At 37.1% G+C, this 26,941-nt stretch carries 23 protein-coding genes and 1 other annotated feature; of the genes, 8 read left to right on the plus strand and 15 right to left on the minus strand.

Annotated elements, in window-relative coordinates; translation table 11 throughout:
• Positions 1–148 precede the first annotated feature (148 nt).
• Entirely contained in the window at positions 149–1,240 is a 1,092-nt protein-coding gene (locus JOD14_RS06760; protein ID WP_204654081.1) for a MupG family TIM beta-alpha barrel fold protein, read from the minus strand.
• A gap of 160 nt (positions 1,241–1,400) precedes the next feature.
• Here JOD14_RS06760 and JOD14_RS06765 point away from each other — a divergent pair, with 160 nt between their 5' ends.
• Positions 1,401–2,144, plus strand: coding sequence for a peptidylprolyl isomerase (locus tag JOD14_RS06765; RefSeq protein WP_204654082.1), 744 nt, complete (start codon positions 1,401–1,403; stop codon positions 2,142–2,144).
• Positions 2,145–2,193: 49 nt separating this feature from the next.
• On the opposite strand, the gene fabZ is transcribed toward JOD14_RS06765, so the two are convergent.
• The gene (fabZ, locus tag JOD14_RS06770; protein ID WP_204654083.1) at positions 2,194–2,646 is read right to left on the minus strand and encodes a 3-hydroxyacyl-ACP dehydratase FabZ; all 453 of its coding nucleotides are present in this window, start codon (positions 2,644–2,646) and stop codon (positions 2,194–2,196) included.
• A 192-nt stretch (positions 2,647–2,838) separates the two neighbouring features.
• On the opposite strand from fabZ, the gene fabI reads away from it, so the two are divergent.
• Positions 2,839–3,594 carry an enoyl-ACP reductase FabI gene (gene fabI, locus JOD14_RS06775; RefSeq protein ID WP_204654084.1) on the plus strand — a complete coding sequence of 252 codons (756 nt, stop codon included), beginning with the start codon at positions 2,839–2,841 and terminating at the stop codon, positions 3,592–3,594.
• Positions 3,595–3,706: 112 nt separating this feature from the next.
• A complete protein-coding gene (locus JOD14_RS06780; RefSeq protein WP_204654085.1) occupies positions 3,707–4,621 on the plus strand; it encodes a mechanosensitive ion channel family protein in 915 nt (304 codons plus the stop codon).
• A 38-nt stretch (positions 4,622–4,659) separates the two neighbouring features.
• On the opposite strand, the gene cbpB is transcribed toward JOD14_RS06780, so the two are convergent.
• Genes cbpB through racE form a run of 4 tightly spaced genes read right to left on the minus strand, consistent with a single transcriptional unit; the run spans position 4,660 to position 7,843 of the window.
• On the minus strand, positions 4,660–5,142 hold the full coding sequence (cbpB, locus tag JOD14_RS06785) for a cyclic-di-AMP-binding protein CbpB (RefSeq protein WP_204654086.1): 483 nt from the start codon (positions 5,140–5,142) through the stop codon (positions 4,660–4,662).
• 29 nt (positions 5,143–5,171) lie between these two features.
• Complete coding sequence (locus JOD14_RS06790; RefSeq protein WP_204654087.1) at positions 5,172–5,684, minus strand: metallophosphoesterase; 513 nt, start codon at positions 5,682–5,684, stop codon at positions 5,172–5,174.
• A 2-nt stretch (positions 5,685–5,686) separates the two neighbouring features.
• The gene (rph, locus tag JOD14_RS06795) at positions 5,687–7,030 is read right to left on the minus strand and encodes a ribonuclease PH (protein ID WP_204654088.1); all 1,344 of its coding nucleotides are present in this window, start codon (positions 7,028–7,030) and stop codon (positions 5,687–5,689) included.
• Positions 7,031–7,033: 3 nt separating this feature from the next.
• Positions 7,034–7,843: a glutamate racemase gene (gene racE, locus JOD14_RS06800; protein ID WP_204654089.1), complete on the minus strand. Its 810-nt coding sequence runs from the start codon at positions 7,841–7,843 to the stop codon at positions 7,034–7,036.
• Between the two features lie 222 nt (positions 7,844–8,065).
• On the opposite strand from racE, the gene trpS reads away from it, so the two are divergent.
• Entirely contained in the window at positions 8,066–9,073 is a 1,008-nt protein-coding gene (trpS, locus tag JOD14_RS06805) for a tryptophan--tRNA ligase (protein WP_239576124.1), read from the plus strand.
• Between the two features lie 77 nt (positions 9,074–9,150).
• On the opposite strand, the gene pheT is transcribed toward trpS, so the two are convergent.
• From pheT to JOD14_RS06830, 5 genes are all read right to left on the minus strand, one after another.
• Positions 9,151–11,568 carry a phenylalanine--tRNA ligase subunit beta gene (gene pheT, locus JOD14_RS06810; RefSeq protein ID WP_204654091.1) on the minus strand — a complete coding sequence of 806 codons (2,418 nt, stop codon included), beginning with the start codon at positions 11,566–11,568 and terminating at the stop codon, positions 9,151–9,153.
• A gap of 5 nt (positions 11,569–11,573) precedes the next feature.
• The gene (pheS, locus tag JOD14_RS06815; RefSeq protein WP_204654092.1) at positions 11,574–12,617 is read right to left on the minus strand and encodes a phenylalanine--tRNA ligase subunit alpha; all 1,044 of its coding nucleotides are present in this window, start codon (positions 12,615–12,617) and stop codon (positions 11,574–11,576) included.
• 96 nt (positions 12,618–12,713) lie between these two features.
• Positions 12,714–12,924: a binding site (T-box leader), on the minus strand.
• A 196-nt stretch (positions 12,925–13,120) separates the two neighbouring features.
• Complete coding sequence (addA, locus tag JOD14_RS06820) at positions 13,121–16,831, minus strand: helicase-exonuclease AddAB subunit AddA (RefSeq protein ID WP_204654093.1); 3,711 nt, start codon at positions 16,829–16,831, stop codon at positions 13,121–13,123.
• Complete coding sequence (locus JOD14_RS06825) at positions 16,824–20,378, minus strand: PD-(D/E)XK nuclease family protein (RefSeq protein ID WP_204654094.1); 3,555 nt, start codon at positions 20,376–20,378, stop codon at positions 16,824–16,826. Before JOD14_RS06825 ends, addA begins: the two co-directional genes overlap by 8 nt.
• A gap of 195 nt (positions 20,379–20,573) precedes the next feature.
• Entirely contained in the window at positions 20,574–21,053 is a 480-nt protein-coding gene (locus tag JOD14_RS06830; RefSeq protein WP_204654095.1) for a hypothetical protein, read from the minus strand.
• A gap of 114 nt (positions 21,054–21,167) precedes the next feature.
• Here JOD14_RS06830 and JOD14_RS06835 point away from each other — a divergent pair, with 114 nt between their 5' ends.
• The 3 genes from JOD14_RS06835 to JOD14_RS06845 all read left to right on the plus strand — a co-directional run bounded on the left by JOD14_RS06835 (position 21,168) and on the right by JOD14_RS06845 (position 22,485).
• Positions 21,168–21,692, plus strand: coding sequence for a DUF308 domain-containing protein (locus tag JOD14_RS06835; RefSeq protein ID WP_204654096.1), 525 nt, complete (start codon positions 21,168–21,170; stop codon positions 21,690–21,692).
• Positions 21,693–21,860: 168 nt separating this feature from the next.
• Positions 21,861–22,307 (plus strand): hypothetical protein, encoded by a 447-nt coding sequence (locus tag JOD14_RS06840; RefSeq protein ID WP_204654097.1) that lies wholly within the window; start codon positions 21,861–21,863, stop codon positions 22,305–22,307.
• A 13-nt stretch (positions 22,308–22,320) separates the two neighbouring features.
• Positions 22,321–22,485 (plus strand): SPJ_0845 family protein, encoded by a 165-nt coding sequence (locus JOD14_RS06845; protein ID WP_204654098.1) that lies wholly within the window; start codon positions 22,321–22,323, stop codon positions 22,483–22,485.
• Positions 22,486–22,533: 48 nt separating this feature from the next.
• Here JOD14_RS06845 and yihA read toward each other — a convergent pair whose 3' ends face one another.
• The 4 genes from yihA to JOD14_RS06865 all read right to left on the minus strand — a co-directional run bounded on the left by yihA (position 22,534) and on the right by JOD14_RS06865 (position 26,288).
• On the minus strand, positions 22,534–23,115 hold the full coding sequence (yihA, locus tag JOD14_RS06850) for a ribosome biogenesis GTP-binding protein YihA/YsxC (protein WP_204654099.1): 582 nt from the start codon (positions 23,113–23,115) through the stop codon (positions 22,534–22,536).
• A 74-nt stretch (positions 23,116–23,189) separates the two neighbouring features.
• Complete coding sequence (clpX, locus tag JOD14_RS06855; protein WP_204654100.1) at positions 23,190–24,428, minus strand: ATP-dependent Clp protease ATP-binding subunit ClpX; 1,239 nt, start codon at positions 24,426–24,428, stop codon at positions 23,190–23,192.
• A gap of 208 nt (positions 24,429–24,636) precedes the next feature.
• Complete coding sequence (gene tig, locus JOD14_RS06860) at positions 24,637–25,917, minus strand: trigger factor (RefSeq protein ID WP_204654101.1); 1,281 nt, start codon at positions 25,915–25,917, stop codon at positions 24,637–24,639.
• A gap of 155 nt (positions 25,918–26,072) precedes the next feature.
• Positions 26,073–26,288: a hypothetical protein gene (locus JOD14_RS06865; RefSeq protein ID WP_204654102.1), complete on the minus strand. Its 216-nt coding sequence runs from the start codon at positions 26,286–26,288 to the stop codon at positions 26,073–26,075.
• 117 nt (positions 26,289–26,405) lie between these two features.
• On the opposite strand from JOD14_RS06865, the gene JOD14_RS06870 reads away from it, so the two are divergent.
• Positions 26,406–26,810 (plus strand): hypothetical protein, encoded by a 405-nt coding sequence (locus JOD14_RS06870; protein WP_204654103.1) that lies wholly within the window; start codon positions 26,406–26,408, stop codon positions 26,808–26,810.
• Positions 26,811–26,941: the final 131 nt, after the last annotated feature.

Consider the following 26,941-nt stretch of genomic DNA (forward strand, 5'->3'; position numbering starts at 1 on the left):
TAATATAAAAGCAGGTAAGCTGTTATCTTTTCACTCTCTTGATAAATGCTTTGATAAAACACTCTAGCCAATAATGGTTATTTGACCATAACAATCGCGATAAAATAAAAACGCCTGAGATTCTCAGACGTCTTTTATGCTTAGAAAATTATTTTGCTTCAATTAATTTAAAGCTTGACCACGGTTTTAAAAATTCCAATAAGAATAATTCATCTTCTGAAATACGCCCAACTACGTTCACGCGGCCGTCATTCTTCATTGATTTCAAGGCAATTTGCGTTTCACCTTTGTATTGGCCGTAACCGACGTTATCAATTAAAACATCCCCGCGAACAATATCGTGTGTGCTATGGGCTGGGAATTCTTTGTCTTTGTAAATGACACGTGTCATAGTCGAACGCAACATGTAAGCAGAGCGATCCCCACGGTAACTATGTAAATGGTCAAATAAACAAACACGCTCGTTTTCAGTAATTGCTTTTCCTGGAACGACTTTAATTTGAGGGTATGGTGAGTAAAAAGCTTCTGCCATTGCTTTTAGTTCCTCTTCTGAGGCATAAGCGTTACCAATTGAAATATCATCAATTAAGCCAGTCAATAATAAATGCTTCACTTGAGTCGCAATTTCAAGTTCGCGATGATCTTCTAAAGTACAAAGCCCATCTTGAGTTGGCCAAGGTCCAAACGTTGCGGCATGCGAGTTCACGAAAGCCATTGTATTTAGATTATATTTTCTGAATTTTTCAGAACAAGCAACAAAATGATTGTACTCTAACCCTGTGTAGCGATGTGGATAAAAATTATGTGATCCTAGTAAGTTACTCGTATTTGGTGAATAAGCCATAATATTATCAACATAACTGGTTCCTTGGCTCATGTTAATTTCAACTTTAATATTATAAGGGTTCCGCGTCATCTTAGCTTCTTCTGCCCCTGTAAATCCTAAGTCTAATCGTACGCCATACGCACCCATTTCATCAAAGAAAGACAAATCATCATACGAAATCCCCAATTGTGAGAATAAGGCTGGGTTAATGTCAACCATTACTTCCATATCTAAAGAATTCGCGTAATCAACGACTTGCTTGAATTCTGCCAATACTTTATCTTTGTCTTCCGTAATTTGTAATAAACTCGTAAATACGCGTTTAAAGCCATATTGATGCGCTAAATCTAAGTAAGCTTTGTCCTTTTCAAATGTTGAGCGCTCTGGATAAATTGAAATACCTAATTTTCCCACTAAAAATTCCCCCTATGGATTCTAATTAATTATTAAACCGCATTCATTATAACAAATCATATCTAATTTTACCATTTTATCTTTTCTTAACAAACGCTACCAAATTTATTCAAATTTTGATAAGATAATGAAAGGAAAAAAGAAAGGAATTATCCAAAAAATGAAAAAAAAGAATAGATTCTTACTCACTTTAGCAATCATGGCTAGTTTTACCCTTGCCGCTTGTTCTGTCAGTGCAAAAGGCGATATTCAAAAAGAAGAGGCCTCTACAAGTGAATCAAAAGTTGATTTAAGTAAAATTGCTTTACCACAATTAGAAACAGCGATTCAAGAAAATGAAAGCGTCGTTGAGATTGAAACGACTGCTGGAAATATCACTGTCAAACTTTTCCCAGAAATTGCGCCCAAAGCCGTTGAAAACTTTGTAACGCATGCGAAAGAAGGTTACTATGACGGTACGCCTTTTCATCGTGTCATTGAAGGTTTCATGATCCAAGGAGGCGATCCTGACGGCAATGGGACTGGTGGCGAAAGCATCTGGGGTAAAGGATTTAAAGTGGAAATTTCAAACCAACTGTATCATATTCGCGGGGCACTATCGATGGCGCGAAGCAGTGCTTTAGATAGTCAAGGTAGTCAATTTTTTATCGTGCAAAACGATGAAGATGCTTCAAAAAATTTAGCGATTCAGTTTACACCAGAAAAAATCATTGAAGCTTATAAAACAGGCGGGGTTCCTAGCTTAGATGGTAGTTATACGGTCTTTGGTCAAGTAACAGAAGGCATGGATATTGTCGATAAAATCGCCCAAGCAGAAGTTGAAGCCTCTAGCCAAGGAGAAGCTTCAAAACCAGTTGACCCTGTAACCATTACAGGAACAAAAGTATTGCAAGAAGCAAAATAATTAAAAAAGGCTGAACGCTATTTTATTAACGTTCAGCCTCTTTTTTTGTTTATTTATTTGCCTGCTTTTGCTCCCCCACAATAAAAGTAAACTCGCACTCCGCAACAACTTTGCCTTCAACGGTAGCAATCGCATCGGCTGTCCCAACAGAGCCTTTGACTTTCATAATTTCAAAAGATAATTTCATCGTATCACCTGGCACGACCTTTTGACGGAATTTTGCACGGTTAATCCCACCAATGTAAGCTGTACGGCCTAAAAATTCTTCTGATTTTAAAATTAAGATTGAACCAGCTTGTGCCAATGTTTCTAAAATCAACGCACCTGGCATGACCGGATTACCTGGAAAATGCCCTTGGAAAAAATCTTCGTTAATCGTTACATTTTTTGTTGCAATAATTTTTTTACCGGATTCAATTTCATCAACATAATCAATATAGATAATTGGGTAACGGTTTGGGATCAGATCCATTACTTCTGTTTCCGTTAATAATTTTTTCATTGAGTTCCCTCTTTTCAAGAAATTAAAAGAAATATAATACTTTGATTATCAAAGTATCATATTTTTATCTTTTTGGCAACTTCAGATTAAAAAAAGTATATTTAGTTTGACAATCAAACAATTTTATCTAATAATAGGAAATCATAGGAATCATTATTTGATATTATTTATTCATTTTTAAGGAGTGGAAATATGAGTTTTTTAGCAGGAAAGAAAATCGTCGTTATGGGTGTAGCCAATAAACGAAGTATTGCTTGGGGATGCGCACAAGCATTACGTAATCAAGGGGCAGAAGTGATTTACACTTATCAAAGCGAGCGAATGAAGAAACCTTTAGAAAAATTACTTGAAGGAAACGAATTTTTAGTCGAATGTGACGTTGCCAGCGATGAAAGCATTGCGAAAGCCTTCGAAGAAATTAAAAATTATGCCGGCGAAATTCACGGTGTTGTCCATGCCGTCGCTTATGCTAATAAAGAAGATTTACAAGGACAAGTAACTGAAATTTCACGCGATGGTTATGCATTAGCGCAAGACATCAGTGCTTATTCTTTAATTGCGGTGACTCGTTTTGCAAAACCAATCTTAGCCGAAAACAGTGGCATTGTTACCTTATCATACTTGGGAGCTGAACGCGCCGTTCCAAACTACAACATGATGGGAATTGCCAAAGCTGCTCTTGAGTCAGCCGTTCGTTATTTAGCTGCTGAGCTTTCACCACAAAAAATTCGCGTCAATGGCATTTCAGCGGGTGCCATAAAAACACTAGCAGTCACTGGCGTAAAAGATTACCAAAAACTAATTCAACTTTCAGAAGATCGAACACCAGATCATATTGGTGTAACGATTGAAGAAGTCGGTAATACTTGTGCGTTTTTAATTAGTCCATTATCAAGCGGCATTATCGGCGAAGTGATTTTCGTTGATAAAGGCGTTCATCTTTCATAATCAACTTGTAAAAGTAGAAGAACTTAGATTCTTCTGCTTTTTTTTAAATTAGTTGCTCTTTTCCTACCAAAATGGTTAAAATAAAGAGACTGAGAATTTGGAGGAAAAAAAGATGTTTTATTTTTTAACAGCAACAACAAGCACGACTGCCGACCATACCCCTATTATTGAACCCGCGGCTAAACAATTAAATGCCTTGCAACGATGGTGGGAAAATATTAATTGGGATGAAGTGATTGGTTTAATGATTCAAAAAAGCATGGCGATCGCTTTTTTAATTGTTTTATTTTTAATTTTACGAAAATTAGCCATCTTCACAGTAGAGCAAGCATTTAAAAACAATCAAAGTTCAAAATTATCGGCCGTTCGCTTAAAAACTTTAAAAGCACTCGTCACAAATATGACGCATTATACTTTAGGCTTCTTCTTTATTTATGCCCTCTTATCCATTTTAGGCGTCCCAGTCAGCTCTTTACTCGCCGGAGCTGGGATCGTTGGTTTAGCGATTGGTTTAGGCGCACAGGGATTTACGAACGATATTATTACTGGTTTTTTCATTATCTTTGAACAACAAATTGACGTTGGTGATTACATTGAACTAAAAAATCTAGCCATTGAAGGAACAGTGATTTCTGTCGGTTTAAGAACACTACAATTACGCTCTGCAGACGGTATTATTCACTTTATTCCGAATCGAAATATTACTACGGTTAGTAACTCATCACGTGGGGACCGCCGCGTTGTGGTAGATGTTCGCGTTGTCCCTACTGAAGGTTTGGAGCAAATAAAAGCGACGATTCAACAAGCGAACGATAAAATCGAAACAAACTATGCGTCAGTCTTAAAAACCCCTCCTGCTATTTTTGGGTTAGTTGACTTAGGAAATAGCAACTATGCTATTCGAACAAATTTTACCGTTGAAAATGGCATGCAATTAAAAATCCAACAAGAATTGCTTTCTCTTTCGATTCAAGAATTAACAGATGCAGGATACACCATTCCAAGTAGTCCGATTACGCTAAAATAAACAAGCAAAAAGCCCTAGGTGATTCCTAGGGCTTTCGTTTACTTATTTTTTATTGCAACTTTTGGTTCAAGTGTATATCTTTTTTCAACTTCATGAACGAGATGGTTAACCGATTTTAAAATTTCTTTTCTTGTAATGATGCCTCGGAATATTTGTTGCTCATCAACCACTGGTAAGAAAGAAGCATCAACGAGTAAATGTAAAATATCTTCTAAGTCTTCTGAATGTTGGACGGTTGGAACGTTTACTTCCATAACATCTGCCACAGTGAGGTTACTTAACAAACCATAGTCAAATCCAGTTAACCCCATCATTTTTTCAACAATATTTGCCAAACTAACTAAGCCAATTAAACGGTCATCGGTATCCAAAACAGGAATTTTTGCATAACCAACTGTGGAAAGAATCAATAGCGCGTGTTCTAAGGGATGTGTGTATAATAAGGTTGCTACGTTGTCAGCAGGAACGATAAATGTTTCTTCATTTTCTTTTAAAATTTCTTCAATGTGTTTTCCAATCAAAACGCTCACTCCAATTTAGTGTACCTAACTTACTTCTTAAATATAAAAGATAAATTTGAAATTTTGGTGAAATCATTTCGAAAATACTGAACATTAAATTCATCTTTGGTGCTCTCAATAATACAATAGCTTTTTTCTAAAATGGTTCCTCTTGGTTGAGCAATACTACCTGGGTTTAAAAATAAGCAGTCACCCGATTTTTCACAAGCAATTTGATGCGTATGGCCAAATAAAGTTAAGTTAGCTCCTACTTCTTGCGCTTTTAAACTTAAGCGATTTAAACCAAAACGGACATCATATAAATGACCATGTGTAACCAATATCTTATCAAGTGGCGTTTCAATTACCAAGTTTTGGTGATAATTGTTGTCATAATCGCAATTGCCAGTCACAACAAAAACACCTTGCCAAAGTGGATCATCGGCATCAAATTCTGAATCGCCACAATGAATCATGTAATCTACTTCATCTTTATAATGAGCAAATAAATTTTCTAATACGGCTCTTTTCCCATGGTTGTCACTAACGACTAAATATTTCATTTTTATTCTCCTTCTAGCCACGCTTGCCATTTTTCTTGCAACATTTGAATTGCTTGCCCTCGGTGACTAAGCGCGTTTTTTTCTTCGCTCGTTAGTTCAGCGGAAGTTTTATTTAAACCATCCACAATAAATAATGGGTCATAACCAAAACCATTTTCTCCTTGTGGAATACGACCGATTGTGCCACGCCAATTCGCCTCAACGACTAGGCTTTCTTTTTTAGGGGCGGCAAAAACTAAAGTACAATGAAATTGGGCGCCTCTTTTTTCGTCAGGCACATCTGTTAATTCATATAGTAATTTGGCATTATTTGAAGCATCACTTTTATGTTCACCAGCAAAGCGAGCAGAGTAAACACCAGGCAATCCTCCTAAAGCATCCACTTCTAAACCTGAATCATCCGCTAAAACAGGACATTGCAATAAATTAGCAATCGTCTCGGCTTTTAAACGTGCGTTTTCTTCAAAAGTTTTGCCTGTTTCTTTCACATCTGGAATTTCTGGAAAATCTTTTAATGTTTTTATTTGATAGCCCGCTTGTGCAAACATTTGTTCAAACTCTTTTGCTTTCCCTTGGTTACCGGTTGCAATCATAACAAATCGCTCGGTTTGTACCTCTTTTGGTAAAGAGACGTATAAGGCCTCTTTTTGTTTTTCAATTAGCTCTTCAATCGCTTTTTTACCAAGGATCAACATTTGATTTAATTCTGCACCATCAAACGTGCTTTCTTCACCCGTCCCTTGAATTTCAACAAAGCGGCCACTTTCAGTCATCACCAAGTTCATATCTACTTTTGCTTGAGAATCTTCTTCGTAATCTAAGTCTGCCACGCATTGATTATCAGCTAAAATACCGACACTAATTGCTGCTAAGTGTTCTTTGATTGGGTCTTCGGTCAGTTCTTTTGTTTGAAGTAATTTATCAATGGCCAAACGTAAAGCAACGAATGCACCGGTAATGCTCGCTGTTCGAGTCCCCCCATCCGCTTGCAACACGTCACAGTCAACGACAATGCTTCTTTCACCTAAAAGATCCAGATCAACGACTGAACGTAAAGAACGGCCAATCAAACGTTGAATTTCCATTGTCCGCCCACTTAGTTTTCCTTTACTGCTTTCACGACGATTCCGCGTATTCGTGGCACGTGGCAACATGCTATATTCAGCAGTCACCCAACCACTCCCACTGTCTCGTAAAAAAGGTGGAACAGAATGCTCTATCGTCGCCGAACAAGCAACAATTGTATCGCCAAAAGAAACGACAACTGAACCTTCTGGGTGTTTAAAGACATGTGTTTTTATTTCGATTTTTCGTAATTGATTTTGATTTCGACCATCGTAGCGCATTTTTTATTCTCCTAACTGTATTTGAATCGATTGAACCGTTTGAGTGGGCAACCAGTCATTGGCAATCTCGTTGAACATTTTTGTTGAACCCGTCGTATAGCAAGCCAACGTTCCAGGATTGGTTGCTTCTAAATTGGCTAACTGAAAATAATCTAATAACATACTAACTTCTGAAATTGTTTCGGCACCAGAGTCAATTAACTCAACATCTTTTCCCATCACATTTTGAATAATCGGGCGTAAAAGTGGATAATGGGTACACCCTAAAACGAGCGTATCAATTTTTTTATTTTGTAACGGTTTTAACGTTTCGGCAACGACTTTTTTAGCAATAGGCGATTGGGCTTGGTTACTTTCAACGAGTGGAACAAATTTAGGACAAGCCAAGCTATAAATATCAGCTTGACGGACTCGGCTATAGATGGCTTTTTCGTAAGAACCACTATTAATTGTACCGACTGTGCCAATAATACCAATCCGTTGATTTTTTGACGCTTTAACCGCCGCCCGAGTTCCTGGTAAAATAACACCAACGACTGGAATCGAAAGCTGTTGGCGAATTTCATCTAAAGCAACCGCCGTCGCCGTATTACAAGCAATGACTAGCATTTTTATGTCTTTTGTTAAAAGAAAACGCGTCATCTCCCAAGTATAATCAATGACTTGTTTCGCCGGTCGTGGCCCATAAGGACAACGAGCCGTATCACCAAGGTAAATCATATTTTCATTTGGCAATTGCTTTAATGCTTCTTTGATAACGGTTAAGCCACCAACCCCTGAATCGATAAAGCCAATTGGTTGTGTATTCTTCATTTGATAACTTCCTTTATTTTCTTAACTACAATCTCTTTATATTTTCCCTTTTTTTAGTCGTTATTTCAAGTCATCTTTTGATTTCTTTGCCTTTTATTTAACGTTTTTAAAAACAATTCGTAAAATAAAAGCAAAAAAGCTAAGAAATTCATTTTGGACAATTGTTTATTTCTTAAAAAACAGGTAAGATATGACAGAGAACGAAAGAAAAAGGTGAAGAATTTGAATACAATTTTAACAGGTGATCGCCCAACAGGCCAATTACACTTAGGTCATTATGTTGGTTCCTTAAAAACACGTGTAACGATGCAAGAAGAAGAAAACAATCAATTATTTGTTATGGTTGCCGATATGCAAGCCTTAACTGATAATGCCAAAAATCCAGAAAAAGTTTCCGCGAATGTTTTACAAGTAGCACTTGACTATTTAGCAGTCGGACTTGATCCAAATAAAACAACGATGTTTATTCAATCGCAAATTCCACAACTTGCAGAATTAACGATGTATTATTTGAACTTAGTAAGTGTTGCCCGCGTTCGTCGAAACCCTACTGTTAAAACAGAAATTGAACAAAAAAACTTTGGCGAAGGCGTCCCTGCTGGCTTCTTTATTTACCCTGTCTCTCAAGCAGCAGATATTACAGCTTTTAAAGCTAACCTAGTTCCTGTTGGTGAAGATCAAAAACCAATGTTAGAACAAACACAAGAAATTGTCCACAGCTTTAACTCGACGTATAACAAGGAAGTTTTAGTGCAACCAAAAGCCGTGCTACCGCCAAAAGGAATGGGCCGCCTACCTGGAATTGATGGACAAGGAAAAATGAGTAAATCACTAGGAAATGGCATTTATTTAGCCGATTCAGCGGATATACTTAAAAAGAAAGTGATGAGCATGTATACCGACCCTAATCATATTCATGTAGCTGATCCAGGCCAAGTTGAAGGCAATATGGTCTTTACTTATTTAGATGTTTTCGGACAAGATAAAGCATATATTGAAGAACTAAAAGCGCATTATCGTCGAGGCGGTTTAGGGGATGTAAAAATTAAACGTTATCTAATCGATGTGTTAGAAGCTGAATTTGCTCCTATTCGTGCGCGTCGTGAAGAGTTTGCCAAAGATCCACAAGCAGTCATGGATATCTTACGTCAAGGTAGCTTAGAAGCTGAAAAAGTTGCGGCTGAAACTTTAGCAGAAGTTAAACGTGCGATGGGAATTCAATATTTCTAAATGAAATCAATTAAAAACCGTCATGAAATTAAATTTCGTGACGGTTTTATCTATGCAACACAGCTAATACTTTTTATTTATCGAATGACAGCCGCTAGTTCTTCTGTTAAATATTTCGATACTTTTTCCATTGCTCGAGTAATTTCTTCTTCCGTCAAAGTCGCTTCCGGATTAGCAAAAGTTAAACTATAAGCCATCGACTTAAAGCCTGCTTCAATATTTTCCCCTTGATAGACGTCAAAAATAGTAACATTCGTTAAAAACTTCCCTGCGGCTTGTTTAATTCCTTGAACAATTGTTTGATGGTCCAACGTATCTTTTACAAGCAGTGCAATATCACGTGAAACACTTGGGAATTTGCTAACAGCTTCATAAACAAAGGTGCTTGGCGCTTCAATTAAAGCATCTAAATGAATTTCTGCTACAAATGTTTGCGCAATATCATAAGCTTTAGCGGTTGTTGGATGAACCTGACCAACAAAACCAATGCATTGATCACCTAAATGAATCGTAGCTGTTTGTCCTGGATGCATTTCTTTCAAGTCATTTTTACTCTGATAAGTAATTTCCGATGATAAACTTAAACCTGCAAATAAGTGATCTAAAATTCCTTTCAAATGGAAATAATTCACTTTTTCCGCTTTGCCTTGCCAATCTTTGACTAACCATTCACCAGAAAGAGCCAAAGCTAAATGATTTTCTTCAATTGGCAATTCATTTTTCGCCTGACTGGCTTGATGAAAAACATTCCCGATTTCATAAAAAGCAATTTGTTGATTTTTACGAGCGGTGTTATAAGCAACATCATCCAAAAGCCCACTTACTAAGTTCATTCTTAAAACAGCACGTTCTTCCGTCATCGGCCAATCTAAGCGTGTAGGCAAGCTTGGCGTCAACATAAATTGTCCCGCTTTTTCCTCTGTTGTTAGCGCGTAACTAATCGCTTCACTTAGTCCACTTCCTTCAAGTAAGTGACGAACTTTTCGAACCATTTTTTGGCCTTTACTTAATTCCCCAGCCACTGTTTCACCACTTGGAAGGGTCGATGGCAAGCGATTATAACCATAGATACGAGCAACTTCTTCGATAATATCGGCTTCAATTTGAATATCCCAACGTCTTGGTGGAACCGTGATTTGATACATCCCATTCGTTACTTCATATCCAAAACCAAGAGCGGTCAAAATTTCATTGACTTCCTCTTCTGAAAGGGTCGTACCTAAATAGCGATTAATTTTATCAAGTGCGATGGCAACATGCGCATCTTGTGCGGTTACCTTTGAGCCAACAACGGTGCCAGTTAGAACCTCTCCACCAGCAAGTTTCGCAATCATAGCTGCTGCGACGTCACATGCTTGACCAATGGTTGCTTTATTAATACCTTTTTCAAAGCGAGAAGAAGATTCGCTACGTAGATTAAATTGTTTTGATGTCCGACGAATCATTAGCGGATCAAATAAGGCGGCCTCTAACGCAACGGTAGTCGTTTTTTCGTTAATTTCTGAATCTAAACCACCCATAACACCAGCAAGCGCAATCGGTGTTTCTCCGTTGGTAATAACAATATTTTCAGGCGTTAACGTTCTTTCTTCACCATCAAGAGTTGTCATTTTTTCAGCTGCGTTTGCTCGACGAACTAAAATTTCTTGACTACCAATCAGATTATAATCAAACGCATGCAACGGTTGACCAAACAATAATAAAATATAGTTCGTCACATCAACCACATTATTAATCGGACGCATCCCCGCATTCATCAAACGGTTTTGTAACCATTGCGGACTTGGTTGGATTTTCACATTTTCAATAATACGAATTTGATAAGCCGGTGTATCATCTGTATTTTCGACACAGACTTTGATTTTATCTTCGGCTAAACGATTGACTTCATTTAATTCTTCATCATGGAAGTTTGGTACTTGGCGATAAATCGCGCCAACCTCATAAGCTACGCCACGCATACTTAGCGCATCTGCTCGGTTTGGTGTGATTGATAACTCAATCATTGCATCGTCCATATCTAAATAAGAGAAAACTTCCTCTCCTGGAACGGCTACTTCAGGTAAATATTGAATTCCTTCCGCATACTCTTTTGGAATTACTGAGTCGCTATAGCCAATTTCTTGTAAAGAACAAATCATGCCATTTGAAACAACCCCACGCATTTTGCCTTTTTTTATCTTAGTATTCCCAGCAATTCGCGCGCCTGGTAATGCTACAATGACTTTAATTCCTGCTTTCACGTTCGGTGCACCACAAACGATTTGCGTTAACTCTTCTTCCCCAATATTTACTTGGCAAATATGTAGGTGGTCTGAATCGGGATGATCGACACACTCCATCACTTCACCAACCACAATTTTCTTTAATCCCTCTGCTAATACTTCAATCCCTTCGACTTCGATACCAGTAATGGACATCGTATCGCCTAATTCTTTTGGTGTTACTTTACTTAAATCTAAATAATCATTAAGCCATTTATATGAAACGAACATTTACCTTACTCCCCCTTAAATTGATGAATAAAACGAATATCATTGAGATAGAAATTACGAATATCATTGACACCATAGCGTAACATTGCGATTCGATCTGGCCCTAAACCAAAAGCAAAACCAGAATAAACACTTGAATCAATTCCAGACATCTCTAAAACGTTCGGATGTACCATTCCAGCACCTAAAATTTCAATCCAACCGGTTTGTTTACAAACATTACAACCACTACCTCCACACTTAAAGCAACTAACGTCTACTTCAACAGATGGCTCAGTAAATGGGAAATAACTAGGACGTAAACGAATTTGACGATCCGCGCCAAACATTTTTTGCATTAATTTTTCTAACGTTCCTTTTAAATCACCCATGGTTACATTTTTGTCAATTACTAATCCTTCAATTTGGTGGAATTGATGGCTATGAGTGGCGTCGTCGGTATCACGGCGGAAAACTTTTCCTGGTGAGATCATTCGAAGCGGCCCCTTTGTAAAGTCATGTTTTTCCATTGTTCTGGCTTGAACGGGCGAAGTATGTGTACGAATTAAAACTTCTTCTGAAATATAAAAGGTATCTTGCATATCTCTAGCAGGATGGTCTTTTGGTAAATTCATTCGCTCAAAGTTGTAATGGTCTTTTTCTACTTCAAATCCTTCAACCACTTGATAACCCATACCGATGAAAATATCTTCAATTTCCTCCATAATTTTCGTTAACACATGACGCGTCCCAACAGGCATTTGTTTACCTGGTAACGTTACATCGATACTTTCTTTTTCTAAAGCAACCAATAACGCTGCTGCTTCTAAAGTCGTTTTCTTTTCATCTATTTTTTCAACCAATAAATCACGAATTTCATTCGCAAAACTACCCACTTTTGGTCGTTCTTCTGCACTTAAATCTTTCATTCCTCGTAAAACTTCCGTGATTGGTCCTTTTTTCCCTAATACTTCCACACGAATTTGGTTTAAAGCATTTAATTCGTTCACTGCTTCAATTTTTGCTAACGTTGCAACTTTTAGCGTTTCTAACTTCTCTTGTAAAGACATGTGAATCCTCCTTTATTTCTATCTTTTTACTTGATAAAATGCCGTTTGTTTAAATATTTTAAAGACAAAAAAACGAGTATCCCTCCTTTTTTTACAAAAAGGAACGAATACTCGCGTTACCATCCTCATTCATAGCTAAACAAACTATGCTCTTCATTCGTTTAACGACTAGTGATTAACTAACCGGCTCATATAAGCAAGCTCCGGAAGTGAACTTCATTTTGTTTCGTCCAACTCTGCTTTCAGTCCATGACAGAGCTCCCTTTTTAGCATCCACAAAACTACTCTTTTCCATCGAGGCTTTTTATCTATTTCATTGCTACTAGTCTACTAGAAATCAATTTTAAAAGCAAGGTTATTTTTTGCGCGTTTTGCTTCGTTATGACTCGAAGCAGCTTACAAAAACAGACCCCATAGCTAAGGTGTTTTTTCAAACTGTCCTTATCTACGGGTCCATTTTAACCCGTTGTTTCAATGTTTTTATCTAATCAGTAGACATTAAGTTATACTTCTTCTACAAAAAACGAATAAATTTCTTGTGTGTTTAAAGCGACCAAGTATGTCTTTGTGACTGGTTTTTTTAATGCTTCTTCTAGGGCTTCTTTATATAATCTTAGTTGCCCAGTGTACTTTTCGGCAAATTGTTTGGCCGCTTGTTCGCCATAAAGATGATCGGTTTTAAAATCAAATAATACAATTCGATCGGGGTATTCAATGTAACCATCAATAATCCCATGTATTAATAAATTGGCTTTTTCTTCATCGAAATCTAAGTACACTTCTTTTGCTTCTTTAATCATTGAAAACGGTTGTTCGCGTTTTACGAGTGAGTGATTGGCAATTAATTCTTGCCCTAATTTTGTTGTAAAGAACCACATAATTTTATCTAGGGGGATTTTTTTTGCGATTTCTTTTGAAAGTCGTTGCTTACAAACGAAACGATCAACGAGTTCTTCTAATGTTGCTTTTGTGGGTGCACTACTTAAAGGTAACAGTTGCAGTAACGTATGTGTTGCGGTCCCTATTTCTGTGGCCGCAATCGTTTGTTTTTGCATAAACTTAGGTTGACTTAGTCGCTCGCTGACATAACGATAAGGTTGTTTTTGACTTTGTTCAACCGTTGTCTCCCAAGCAAGTTTAACGATTTGTTGGTCATCCGGGTCGTTATACAGTCGTTTCATTTCCGAAACACTTTGATAACTCGTTGTTAGCGTCGATTTTTTCATCGGATACTCATAAGTAAGTGTTTGAAAAACTTCAGTCAAGTCCGGCGCTTCTTCTTCATCAAAAAGCAAAGGTGAACGATCCATTTCAATCGTTTTTAAACGTGTCAATAAATCTTTTTGACTCCACCATTCCAATGAAAAAACAGCTGGATGAGGATACGTTTTTGTTGGTATCTCCGCGTCTTCAAAAAATGAAGCTGTTTTTGGATGGCGTATTAAGGTCAATCCAATCCAGTCCATTAAATTCCCTTTTCGTTTAAAACGCAAGCTTTGACTTAACATCAAATTCGTTTCATTTAAAGCTGGAGACCATTTTTTATAAGCATCGGCTTGATCTTTATAAGAACCAACTAAATACAATTTTTGTTCCGCTCGAGTTAAAGCAACGTATAATTTTCGCATCTCTTCGGATAGTGCTTTGTTTAAACGCTTTTGCTGAATCACAAGATAAGGTAAGGTCGTATATTTCACACGCTCGTCATCCACGACTTGGATACCTGCACCCAATTGCTCATCTAAAACAAATAACCCATCTAATTCTTGCGTATTAAATTGCTTGTTTAAATCAAGTAAAAAAACAACTGGGAACTCTAAGCCTTTACTTCCATGAACAGTCATTAATTGCACCGCATTTTCTTTTGCTTCTGAAAAAGGTTGGGCTAAATCTTTTTCTTTTTCTTGAATTTTTTCGATAAAGCGAATGAATTGATACAACCCGCGGAAGCTACTTTGTTCATACATTTGAGCTCGGTTTATTAAAGCAATTAAATTTGCATAGCGCTGTTTGCCAGAAGGCAGTCCAATGACGTAATCCAAATAAGCCGTTTTTTCGTAAATATCCCAAAGCAAATTAGCAATGGTTTGGCGTCGGGCCTGCTCTCGCCAATGCATTAATTGTGTGTAAAAACCTGTCAGTTTTTTACCTAGTAAAGAGTTGTGTTCCTTAGCCAGTAAGAAGGCTTCATAATAACTACCAGACATTTTTTCCAAACGAATCAATGCTAGTTCTTCTTCCGTTAAACCAACCATTGGTGAGCGTAAAATAGCGGCTAGCGGAATGTCTTGAAAAGGATTATCAATTAACTGCAATAAAGCAATCATTAACTGAACTTCCGTTGCTTGAAAATAATTTTGAGCATCACTTACTTCTAGTGGAATACCGACCTTTTGGAAGATATCAATTAAAGTTAAATTATTACTTCTAGTTGGTGCTAGTAAGACAATATCTCGATAAGTCACGGGACGGTTTTCTTTACTTTTTTTATCATAAATTTCAAATTTTTCTCGCACCAACTGTTGGATTTTTAAAGCCACCATCAGCAATTCGCCTTCTGTTTTCCCATCGAAAGTAAATTCTGGTAAATCGGGCGTTTCAAGGAGTTCTACTTCTTTTTCTCCTTTTTCGTATAACAAAAGCTCAGGTGCAAAATGGGTACTTTCAGGAAAATCAGGAAAACCAGGAACTAACTCAGCCGATTGGTCGTAAGGGATTTGACCTAATTCTTCATCCATCAGTTGTTGAAAAATATAGTTCGTTAAATGGAGGACTTCACTTCTTGAACGGAAATTTTCCGCTAAAATAATGCGACGACCGCCCGTCTCATTTTCATAATCCAAGTATTTTTCAATAAACAAGGTCGGATCAGCTAAACGAAAGGCATAGATCGACTGTTTTACATCTCCTACCATGAATTGATTTCCAACTTCTGTCTCTGTATGACGAACCCAAGATAAAATCGCTTCTTGCAAACGATTGATGTCTTGGTATTCATCAACTAAAACTTCCTTAAATTGTTGGCGATAATAGATGGATGCTTCACTACCAAGTTGGTCTTCCCCTTGTAAAATAGCCAGTGCATCGTGTTCCAAATCGTTAAATTCTAATACACCTTTATTTTTTTTATGTTGGTTTAAAGCCACCATAAATTCTAGTGTTAATTCAGCTAAAGCAGTGACAATCGGTTGAGCCTTTTGCATCTGTTCCACCATTAAATCTGGTGTGACTGTAAAGAAACTTTGAATAGCGCTCAAATTTTCTTTGGCTGCATCCCGTTGTTGTTTTAACCAAGCCGCTTGCTCTTTATACTCTTCTTTTCGTGGAGCACCGGCATAACGTGCAAAAGAAAGTTGTTGAACCAATGTATATGCTCGCTCTAATTGATCTGATTTGATGGCTTCTAAAAGGTGATACGCTTGATTTTTTTCTTCTTCAAATAAAACAGCCAATTTAGTAAATACACTTTGATTGCGCATCTCGTCTAAAGAAACTTGTAGTAAATAAACACTATGGCTTAACGTTTCAATGAAAGCGGGCTTAATTTCTGCTTGGTAGAGCGGATGGGCAGCTAGAGAAGTTGAAACTTGATAATTTTCAGCTAAATTTTGCAACCACTGTTTTGGATTCGGATGGGCTTGGGCAAAGCGAAAAAGGGCCATAACTACTTTCGTTAACCCTTCGTCTGAACGATCGCTTGAAAAATTACGGGTCAGTTCAAAGAAGGTCGTTTCATTTTCGGCATACTTTTCATCGCGCAACGCTTCCCAAACTTCTTCTTGTAACAATAGCCGTTCGGTTTCATCCGTCAATAAACGAAATACAGGATCCAAACCAATTAAATAATAATAGCGACGAATCACCGCTAAACAAAAAGCATGGAGCGTCGAAATATGCGCCATTGGTAAAAGCGTCAGTTGGCGTGAAAAATGCTGCCGGCGCTCAGGATCACTTTCTTCATTTACGGCTTTTTCTAAAGCGACTTGAATTCGCTCTTTCATTTCTTTGGCAGCTGCTTCGGTAAACGTTACAATTAACAATTCGTCCACACCAACGCCACTTTTTAATTTTTCAATGACTCGACGTACAAGAACCGTTGTTTTACCTGAACCAGCCGAAGCCGAAACAAGTAGATGGTCACCCTCGTCAAAAATTGCTTGCCACTGAGTATCGGTAAAAGTTTCGTTATTTGGTTTTAAAGGAATCTTAGCCATTTTGCTCTCCTTCCATTTTTTTCATAATTTCTTCTTTTGTTAACGGTGTAATCCGATGGTACTGATTTTCTGGTAGCATTACATCGAAATTACAAACGCTACGAAAGGCACAAAATTCGCAAGCTGTTTTCTTTTTCGTTACTTGATAAAATGGGTTTAGCTGAATATCGCCAGATTGAATCTGGTTCCCACCAGCAATCAGATTTTTTTGATTATGTGCTCGGAGCCGTTCAATTTCTTCTTCTTGATAAAACTTATTTGCCGATTGGCCAACTTTCGTTAATTTCCCATCTTTATCCGCTCGAATTGGGAAAACAGAAGAATATTCCTTTTCAGCTAAAGACTGATCATAAAGCGGGAAAACTTCTGCGTGATCAACAAATAAGCCTTCATATTTGAACGTTTTTAACCGTTCTTTTTCTGTTGCGCCCTCAACGGTCACCAGTGGATTTTGGACATGGAAATAATAGGCTCCGGCTGCTTTGGCTTCTTCAATCCCTAATAGTACACTAGCATCTTTTAAAGCGACGTCTAAATAAGTAATTAACTGCATCGCCAAACCAAAATACGCATCTGTCAAATTAAATTCACGACGGCTCGATTTGTAATCCACCACCGATAGCCAAGTTTCACCTTGTATCACAGCCGTATCAATTCGGTCAATTTTACCACGAACAAAAAGTTTTCCCCCAGAAGTAAGCGGCAATTCGAGTCCTGGAACGCCTTGTTCTTTTGCGACTTGACCAAATAGCACTTCTGTTGCTTTTGCTTCAAATTGACTCTTTGTTCCTTGTTGATGCAAGGCCCACGTCACTCTTTCAATCGTCTTGCCTAACTGATAACGAATGAATTGCATTCGTGGTGTCGCATCAAGTAAATGGTATTGGCGTTTTCCGAAAATTTCTTGTAAAACTTGATTTACAAAAATTTGCTTATCCGCCTCTTTTAAATCGGCCAGACGCACATTCGCTTGAATCAATAAATTCAAAAAGTGGTCCAAAGCATCATGGAAAAATTCCCCTGTAACAATGGGGCTTAAACCGTAAATTTCTCTTTCTTTTAACCTCAAACCAAAATTTGCAAAGTATTTATATTGACATTCATAAAAGGTTTCCATTCGCGAAACAGAAGTATAAATATCTTTACCATAAAGTTTTTTGGTGGTCTTTTCAGAAAGTTTTGTGGGAATATTTTTAGCCATTTGACTCGTTAAGGCTCGTTTAGCTAGTTGTTGGTAAGAACTTTGTAAAAGGGCCTCTTTTAAAATACGCCAAGCTTTCGGTAAACCAACTTTTTCTTCCTGAACTTGTCGGGTCATTTGGTTTAACTGTCGAACCAAGCCACGGTAAGAGCCAATTTGTTCAACTAGTGGACTGGCTAGGCTAAGTGGTTTACGTACTTGAATTGGCACGTTTGCGGCTTGATTTAATCGCTTTAAATACGTTGACGGTTGAATCTTTTGTTTTTCATCATGACTTGCTGCATAAGTTAAATATAATTTTTGACTGCCTGATAAAAATACATTATACGCCACAAAAGGTTCTTGCCGAATCGTTTCTTGCTGACGGTCGCGGATAAAGGCTTGCTCAGGCAAATAAGTATTTAAAAAAGCCCGTTCTTCTCTAGATAATAATGTCGCATTTTCAACTTTACGTGGAAAAGTGGCTTCATCTAGTCCAATCGCAAACGTCACTTTCCCTTGTAATGGTCGAGCCAAATCAAGCGGATTGACTTTAATTTGGTCAATCGCCGTTGGAATTTTACCAAACTGGGCATTCGTTAAGCCACTCGTCAACATCTCTTCAAATAGCGACCATTCAAATGGATCATCACCGTTAATTTCGACAAATTGGTCTAGTAAGTCCATCAAACTATCCCACGTTTGTTCATGGTTGCGCGCTTCTTCTAACGCACCGTTTTCAATGGCTTGGTCGCGCCAATGAATCAATTGCCCTTCAATATCTAAGTCCACTAGCATTTGATAAAATAAAGTGACCCCTTCGCGAATCGTTGTTGCTTTTTTTAGTTGTTTAAAAAAAGTAACAATATCCCGCCGAAATGCTTGGCGTACTTGATTCGTCTGCTCTGTTAAAATTTGCGTGTCTTTCATTTGACTCGCTTCAAAATCATAATCAATTAACTGCCAATCCGCTTCTTTTAGCCAAGCATTGCCTTGAAACTGGTGAGCTAAGGCAACATTTTCTGTCAAATCAACTTGATAACGAAACTGATTGCGCGCGTCTTGCCAACTCGTTGCTTCTTTCGACCAATCCTTTGGAATATACAGCTCGCTTCTTAAAAAGCGAAAAATATCTTTTAAGCGATAATGATATTTCGGTAAAACAAATAAAGCTTGGATCATCTCAATTAGCGGATGCTCTTCCATCTTTTTATTTTCATCTAAATAAAAAGGTAAAGACATCTCTTTAAATATACTTGGTAACAGCGGGTAGTAGACCGCTGGCGTTAACGTTAACAATTGAATGTCACGATAGCGCAAAGCTTGCCCTAGCTTTTTCGATTGGCTCATTAAACGTTTAATTTCGACAGCAATTTGGCGCAACTCTTCTTCTGGTGTGGCCACTTGCCAAATTTCGACAAAATCATTCACCTCTTGTTCTAGGCGTTGATTGGTCCGCCAGTGTGTCTCAAGCCCATGAAAACTTGGTGAAACGTCCGTTAACTGCGCGGCCTTTTGGTCAAAATAAACCGGGATTTGTTGATCTAAAGCAAATTGCTTCAATAATTGATAAGTTTCTTTTCCTTCAAAAAACAAGTCATGCGTTGCAAATTGACTTTGCGCCTGATCCATGACCACATCGACACAAAGATTCGCTTTCATCATCAAAACTTGTAAGAGCGCGAACTCTTGCGCTGAGAACTTTGAAAAGCCACTTACAATAAATTTCGTTTGCTGAAGAGAATCAAGTAAAGCTTGGGCCTCTTCGCCTTCACTGGTTAAAAAATTCGTCAATGAAACAAGCGGTTGCTCGATTTGTAAATCACGTTTGGCTAATTCTTCTTCATAAGTTAAAAAAATCAATTGTAATTCTTTTAACTTCATTTGAAAATTGGCTTCTTGGGTCGACTGTTTTTTAGTTTCATCCGGTAGCATTAAGTTATTCATCTCAATTTTGCCTAATTGAAACTCTTGATACAACTCAAGTAATTGCGCGATAAACCCTTTTTGATTGACTTCTCGCCGATACAAAATAAGCTGCTCACTTATTTGCGTTAATACTTTACGCATTAAAAGGGTACTTCCAGTTTCATTTAATGCAGGTTTTCCTAAATGGCCGGCACGTTCTAAAAAATACCAAGATAAGCGTTGAAAACTATAAACTTGGCTTTTAATGGTGCTGAACGATTGGCTTTCTTCGGCTTCTTTTAAAGCCGTCAAAAGCTCCATCTCGCGTTCAAATTTATTATAGTTTGGTACTAGAAAAAAAACTTCGCGATTCGGTTTAAGTAACCATTCTCGCGCCATTTGAATCAGTGTTGTTTGGTGATCGGTGCTACTTGTTCCCGTCACAAATTGTAGTGTCATCGGATTGCCTCCTTTATTTTATTTCAAGTAAAGCCATTTATATGAAGATTCGAAAATCAAAATTTTTCAATCTATCCTAATTGTAACATACCCTAACATTTCTTCGTTTATTTCTAGCAAAAAAAAAAGCCTCCTCTCGCTCTTCTAATAACAAAAAAGCGCTCCTTAAATAATACGCATCTAAGGAACGCCCGGTTAAGGCTGATTTAAAATAATGTCAATCGTTGTCCCTTTTTTTAAACGTTTGGATAAAAAAGGCAACAACTCTTCTAGCGACTGGGTAAAAATGAAAAGGGGCAAGCGTAAACCCAATCGAAAAAAATTTACTTTTAAAACTTGATTCTCGCTATCATGAAAAATAACAACTCGATCGATTTCACTATATTTTACACCGCGATTATCCATTGAATGAGTCACAATCCGATTTTCGGCTAATCCACGATTATTAAATAGATAACTCAATACGACTAACACCACTAATCCCCCACGCATCACTTCTTGCCAATCGTCCACTTTCATATAAAATAAGAAAATAAACAACGCACTAAAAACGGGCCAAATAAAACTCTGATTGCTTTTTCTTTTTGCAACAAAGACTAACTCTTTTCTTAATAAAAAAAGATAACTGTATAAAACAACCGTAAAAATACCGAGTAAAAGATTAAAAACAGCCATTTTATCCTCCTAACTAACCACTTTCTTCTATTTTAACATATTTTTATTTCCGATTTCGCTTTTTCTTTGTTAAAATAAAGAAGAAAAGAAAGTTTAAGAAAGGAGACGTTTTTTATGGGTAGTTTATTAAAACAGTTCCAACGTTATACTTTTATTCGAGCACTTGTTTATTTTATTACAGGTTTAATCGCTTGGTTTTACCCAGCGGAGTTTACTAAAGGAGTGATTTGGATTGTAGCTGGTTATGTGGGTATTTTGGGTCTACTGAGTGTTTTTTCTGCACTCAAAGAAAAGAAACGCAGCGGAATCATCGGTATCGAGGTTTACTTTGGTGTGATTTTAATCATTGCGGCACTCGCTATTTTGGTTTTAACAAAACCTTTATTAACACTAACCACTATTATTATTGGCTTACTCATCGTTTTCAATGGTTCGATGCGCATTTTCCAAGCACTTAGTCTAAAAAGTATGAACCAAGCCTTTTTACCTTGGATTTTATACGGGATTATCTTAATTGTTGTTGGCTTGTTTTTAATGTTTAATGCGACAACAAGCATCATGACCATTATTGCCGGCATTCTCATTTTTATGGGAGTCTCAGAAATGATTGGTTATTTCCAATTACGAAAATTAAACTAAGCTTCTCTTTGTCAAAAGCGCCTAAAGTTTAGGCGTTTTTTATTTAATGTCCTATGAGTCAAACGTTAAGAGAATCTTATTTTTTTATCATAAATTTCGTGCTATCTAGTATTTTCAAAAAAGCTATAGTATAGTAAGAAGAGAACAAATGGAGGATGGTGATATCAAGTGAAGAAAATTAACGAAGATACTGGCCACCCGAACGATTTACCCGTTATTTTTGAGTATGATCAACAAGGGAACATTATTGGCAAAATCTCTATCAACGATTGGAAAGCAAAAAAAGAAGAGGCCGAAAAACTAAACGAAATTGAAATTAAACTTTACCGTGAATCGATTCACTATTATACCAATAAAGACTTTGATAAGGCAGAAGATATTCTTTTATTTTTAATTAATCAAACCGATTATACCCACTATGAGTACGTGGAACGCTTAGCGAATCTTTATCGCCGGCAAGCAAACACTTCAAAAGAAAAAGAACTGTTACTTAAGGCTAGAAGAAATATGGGTGGCCTTGCTGTCAACGAAGGAATTATTCATCGAATTGACAAACGCTTAGAAAAAAATGCAAATGCCACAGCTAAAGGAAAAATGTCTTTGGCGACGGATTAATGGAGGATTCAAAATGGGCTTAAAATTTCAACGAGAAGATTCTTTAGATAAAATGTTTGAAGAATTTGCTTTTTTACCAGAAGACTTAGAAAAAGAGGCAGAAGAAAAAAACAAAGCGCTACAACGATTCCTAGAACCACAACCAAATGAAAACAAAGAAACAAAGCAAGAAAATTAAAAATAAACCCTTTTGAGATTTTTTCTCTTAAGGGTTTATTTTTTATGCTTAAATAAATTTTTCGATTGCAGCCCAAGCTTCTTCTTTCCCCATTTTTGTTTCAGATGAGAATAAAACAAATTGGTCTGCTGAATCAAATTCTAGCGCTTTTTTTACAATACTTTCGTGTTTGTTCCATTTACCGCGTGGAATTTTATCAGCTTTTGTTGCAACGACAATCACCGGAATATCATAATATTTCAAATATTGATACATTTGAATATCATCTTCTGTCGGTTTATGGCGTAAATCGACCACTGAAATGACGGCTTTTAACTGCTCTCGTTGTGTTAAATAGGTCTCGATCATCGTCCCCCATTTTGCGCGCTCTGTTTTTGAAACTTTGGCGTAACCGTAACCTGGCACGTCAACAAAATGAAGAGCGTTTTCGATTAAATAAAAATTTAAAGTTTGTGTTTTTCCAGGTTTAGAAGACGTTCGCGCTAAATTTTTACGGTTAATTAGGGTATTAATAAAAGACGATTTCCCGACATTTGATCGCCCAGCTAAGGCAATTTCTGGTAAGGGACTTTCTGGATATTGTGCAGGTGACACCGCACTAATCACAATTTCTGCTGAATGGACGTTCATTTTTTCATTCCTTCCTTCTAGATAAACATTAGAATTAGCCAGATTGTAAGCAAACAATCTGGCTAGCTTTAAGATTATCCTACTTTTTTCTCTTGATAAACAAGTTTCGGTTGGGCATCGCCATTTGCGGCCTCTTTTGTAATAATTACTTCTTTAATGTCTTCTTGTGATGGGATATCAAACATTACATCTAACATGATGTCTTCAATAATCGAACGCAAACCACGTGCACCCGTATTTCTTTCAATTGCTTTTGCAGCAATCGCTTTTAAGGCATCCGTCTCAAATGAAAGTTTTGTATCATCTAATGCCAATAATTTTTGGTATTGTTTGACTAAAGCATTTTTTGGTTCCGTCAAAATTTGGACAAGATCGGCTTCGGTTAATTTGTCAAGTGCAGCCATCACTGGTAAGCGCCCGATAAATTCAGGAATCAAGCCAAATTTCAATAAATCTTCTGGGATGATATGTTTCATGATACTTTCGTCATCTGAAATCTTTTGATTATTTGCACCAAAACCAATCGTCTTTTCACCCATCCGGTTTTTAACAATGGTTTCAATCCCATCAAAAGCACCACCAACAATAAAGAGAATGTTCGTTGTGTCAATTTGAATCATCTCTTGGTGTGGGTGTTTACGGCCACCTTGAGGCGGAACACCCGCAACGGTTCCTTCTAAAATTTTTAGTAAGGCTTGTTGCACCCCTTCACCTGAAACGTCACGAGTAATCGAGACATTTTCACTTTTACGCGCAATTTTATCAATTTCATCGATGTAAATAATACCTTTTTCCGCTCGCTCAACATCGTAATCCGCTGATTGCAATAGTTTTAAAAGAATATTTTCAACATCTTCACCGACATAACCTGCTTCGGTGAGGCTTGTCGCATCTGCAATTGCAAAAGGGACATTTAAACTACGAGCCAATGTTTGTGCTAAAAATGTTTTCCCTGATCCAGTTGGACCGATTAAACAAATATTACTCTTTTGCAATTCCACTCCGTCATCTTCTGTTTCGGCGTTTACGCGTTTATAGTGGTTATACACCGCTACTGCTAATGCACGTTTGGCACGGTCTTGCCCAATGACATATTGATTTAAAATATCTAACAGTTCTTTAGGTTTAGGTAGATCCATCAACTCAAAAACTGCTTCTTCATAAAATTCTTCATCGATAATTTCTTTACACAGTTCGATACATTCGTCACAAATGTAGACACCTGGACCAGCTACGATTTTACGCACTTCATTTTGGGCTTTCCCACAAAATGAACAGCAAACTGGATCATTTCCTTTTGTATTTTCGTACACGGTGTTCACTCCTTGATTTTTCACCTTCGTTCAATCTAAAGGTAGAAAAGCTTAATTTAACAATCTTTGCACATTCTAACATAGTTCAATTAAAAGAAAAAGACTTTCACTCAATTGCATTAAAGAATTCTAAAGAATTACGGAAACAACGGCCTCATTTAAAAAACCGCCAGGAGAAATTCCCCAGACGGTCTTTTTAAATGTAAAATTAAGCTTCAACAGCTGTAGAAGTAATTACTTCAACTGCTTTTTTCATTGTAATATCATGTTTTAACATGTCTTCTGATAAAACGCGACGTACTTGTGCTTCAGGCATATTGTAGCTTTCTGCTAATTCTTTGATTTCTGCTTCGATTTCTTCTGCAGTTGTCTCGAATCCTTCTGCTTTTGCGATTGCTTCAATCACTAAGTTTGTTTTCACACGGTTATCTGCTTCGCCTTCGAATTGTTTGTGTAGGTCAGCTTCCGTTGTACCTGTTAATTGGTAGTACATTTCTGGCGCGATTCCTTGACGTTGCATGTTGTTTAAGAATTCGTCCATTGCACGGTGTACTTCATCGTGAACCATCACGTGTGGTAATTCAACGATTTCAGCATTTTCAACTGCTAAACGAATAGCCGCTTCTTCAACTGCATCTTTCGCCGCTTCTTCTTTGCTTTCTTTAATTTCAGCTAAGAATTTTTCTTTTAATTCTGCTAAAGTTTCAACTTCTTCGTCGATATCTTTTGCAAATTCGTCATCTAATTCAGGTAATTCTTTGCCTTTTACTTCATGAACTGTTACTTTGAAAGTTGCTTCTTTACCTGCTAAGTCTTCTGCTTGATACTCTTCTGGGAAAGTTACCACAACATCCAATGAATCGCCCGCTTTTTGACCAACTAATTGTTCTTCAAAACCTGGGATGAATGAACCTGAACCTAATTCTAATGAGTAGTTCTCACCTTTGCCGCCTTCAAACGCTTCTTCACCTAAGAAACCTTCAAAGTCGATAACAACTGTATCACCTTCAACAGCTGCGTCTTCTTTCACAACTAATTCTGCATGTTGTGATTGTAATTGTGCTAAACGTGCGTCAACGTCTGCTTCAGTTGCTTCACGGTCTTGTTTTTCAACAGTTAAGTTTTTATATTCGCCTAATTTCACTTCAGGTTTTACTGTAACTTTTGCTGTAATAACCCAATCTTGGCCTTTTTCCATACTTTCAACGTCGATTTCTGGACGTGAAACAGGATCAATTCCAGCTTCTTTAACCGCTGCATCGTAAATTTCTGGTAAAACAGCATTCAAAGCATCTTCATATAATGCTTCTTCGCCATACATACGGTTAAAAACAGTACGACTTACTTTCCCTTTACGAAATCCTGGTACGTTTAAGTTTTTCTTCACGCTATTAAAAGCTTGAGTTAAACCTTTTTGAATTGATTCTTGATCAACAGAAAATGTTAATACGCCATCATTTGTGGCAGTTTTTTCCCATTTTGCAGTCATTTAATTCCCTCCGAATAACTAATAATTTACATATGAAATAGTTTCATGCATACCTTTAAATAGTACACTAAGCACCTAGAAATGTAAACATTTTAAAACAAAAGTTCTGATGATTTTCTTTTTTATTCATTATTTTTTGCTAAATTTACAAAATTTCACGCAAATTCATGATAGTAAGCGCGAATTTTTGTTTTCAGTTGCTGAATTTCTGGGTATGCAGCTAAAGCTTCTGCCGCCTTTTCATCCCCAAAAATAGCTTGATACTCGTAACGATAACTCTTCTCCCAATCCGGTACTTCGCTAAGTGTCGGCAAAAATGGATACAATAACGCAAAGTGGGCTTGCGCGGGAGTTTGACACTTCCACTTCATAAAAACGCTCGAAAAGCTTGTCATAGCTTATTTTTTTTGTCAAATTTCTACATTCGCTATTGAGTACTATTTAGTACTGGTGTATAATAGGTGATATATAGGTGAGGTGAAGTCGTTATGCGAATTAAAAAAAGTGTTTCTAAAAATTCCGTTTCTTATTCTGTTATCGATAATGTACGTGGCGTTAATGGGAAATCAACCACAAAAGTCATTGAAGCCCTAGGAAATGAGCAACAAATTCGTGAAAGACACCCTGGAGTAGATCCAGAAGAGTGGGCACGTGCCTATGCTAAAAAATTAACACTCGAACAAAAATTAAAAACCGAAACCATCCTCATTAAACATCACCCCGATAAGGTTATTCCAAAAGGGAAACAAAAAACATTTAATGTTGGTTATTTATTTTTACAGTCCATTTATCATCAATTGAAATTACACAAGGTTTGCCAAGAAATTTCTAGTAAATACAACTTTTCTTATGATTTGGTAAGTTGTAAAATGAAGTGCATACAAAATAAATAGAAAAAAGTCATGTCGATACGTTATACTTATTAGCGTCTAAACCAAAGTATAGGAGTGTATCGACATGACCAAAGACAATTTTACCACAAAGAAACGAGAATATAAACATTTATCCGACGTGCAACGTGGGA

Source organism: Enterococcus lemanii (assembly GCF_016909125.1).
GTDB classification, from domain to species: domain Bacteria; phylum Bacillota; class Bacilli; order Lactobacillales; family Enterococcaceae; genus Enterococcus_I; species Enterococcus_I lemanii.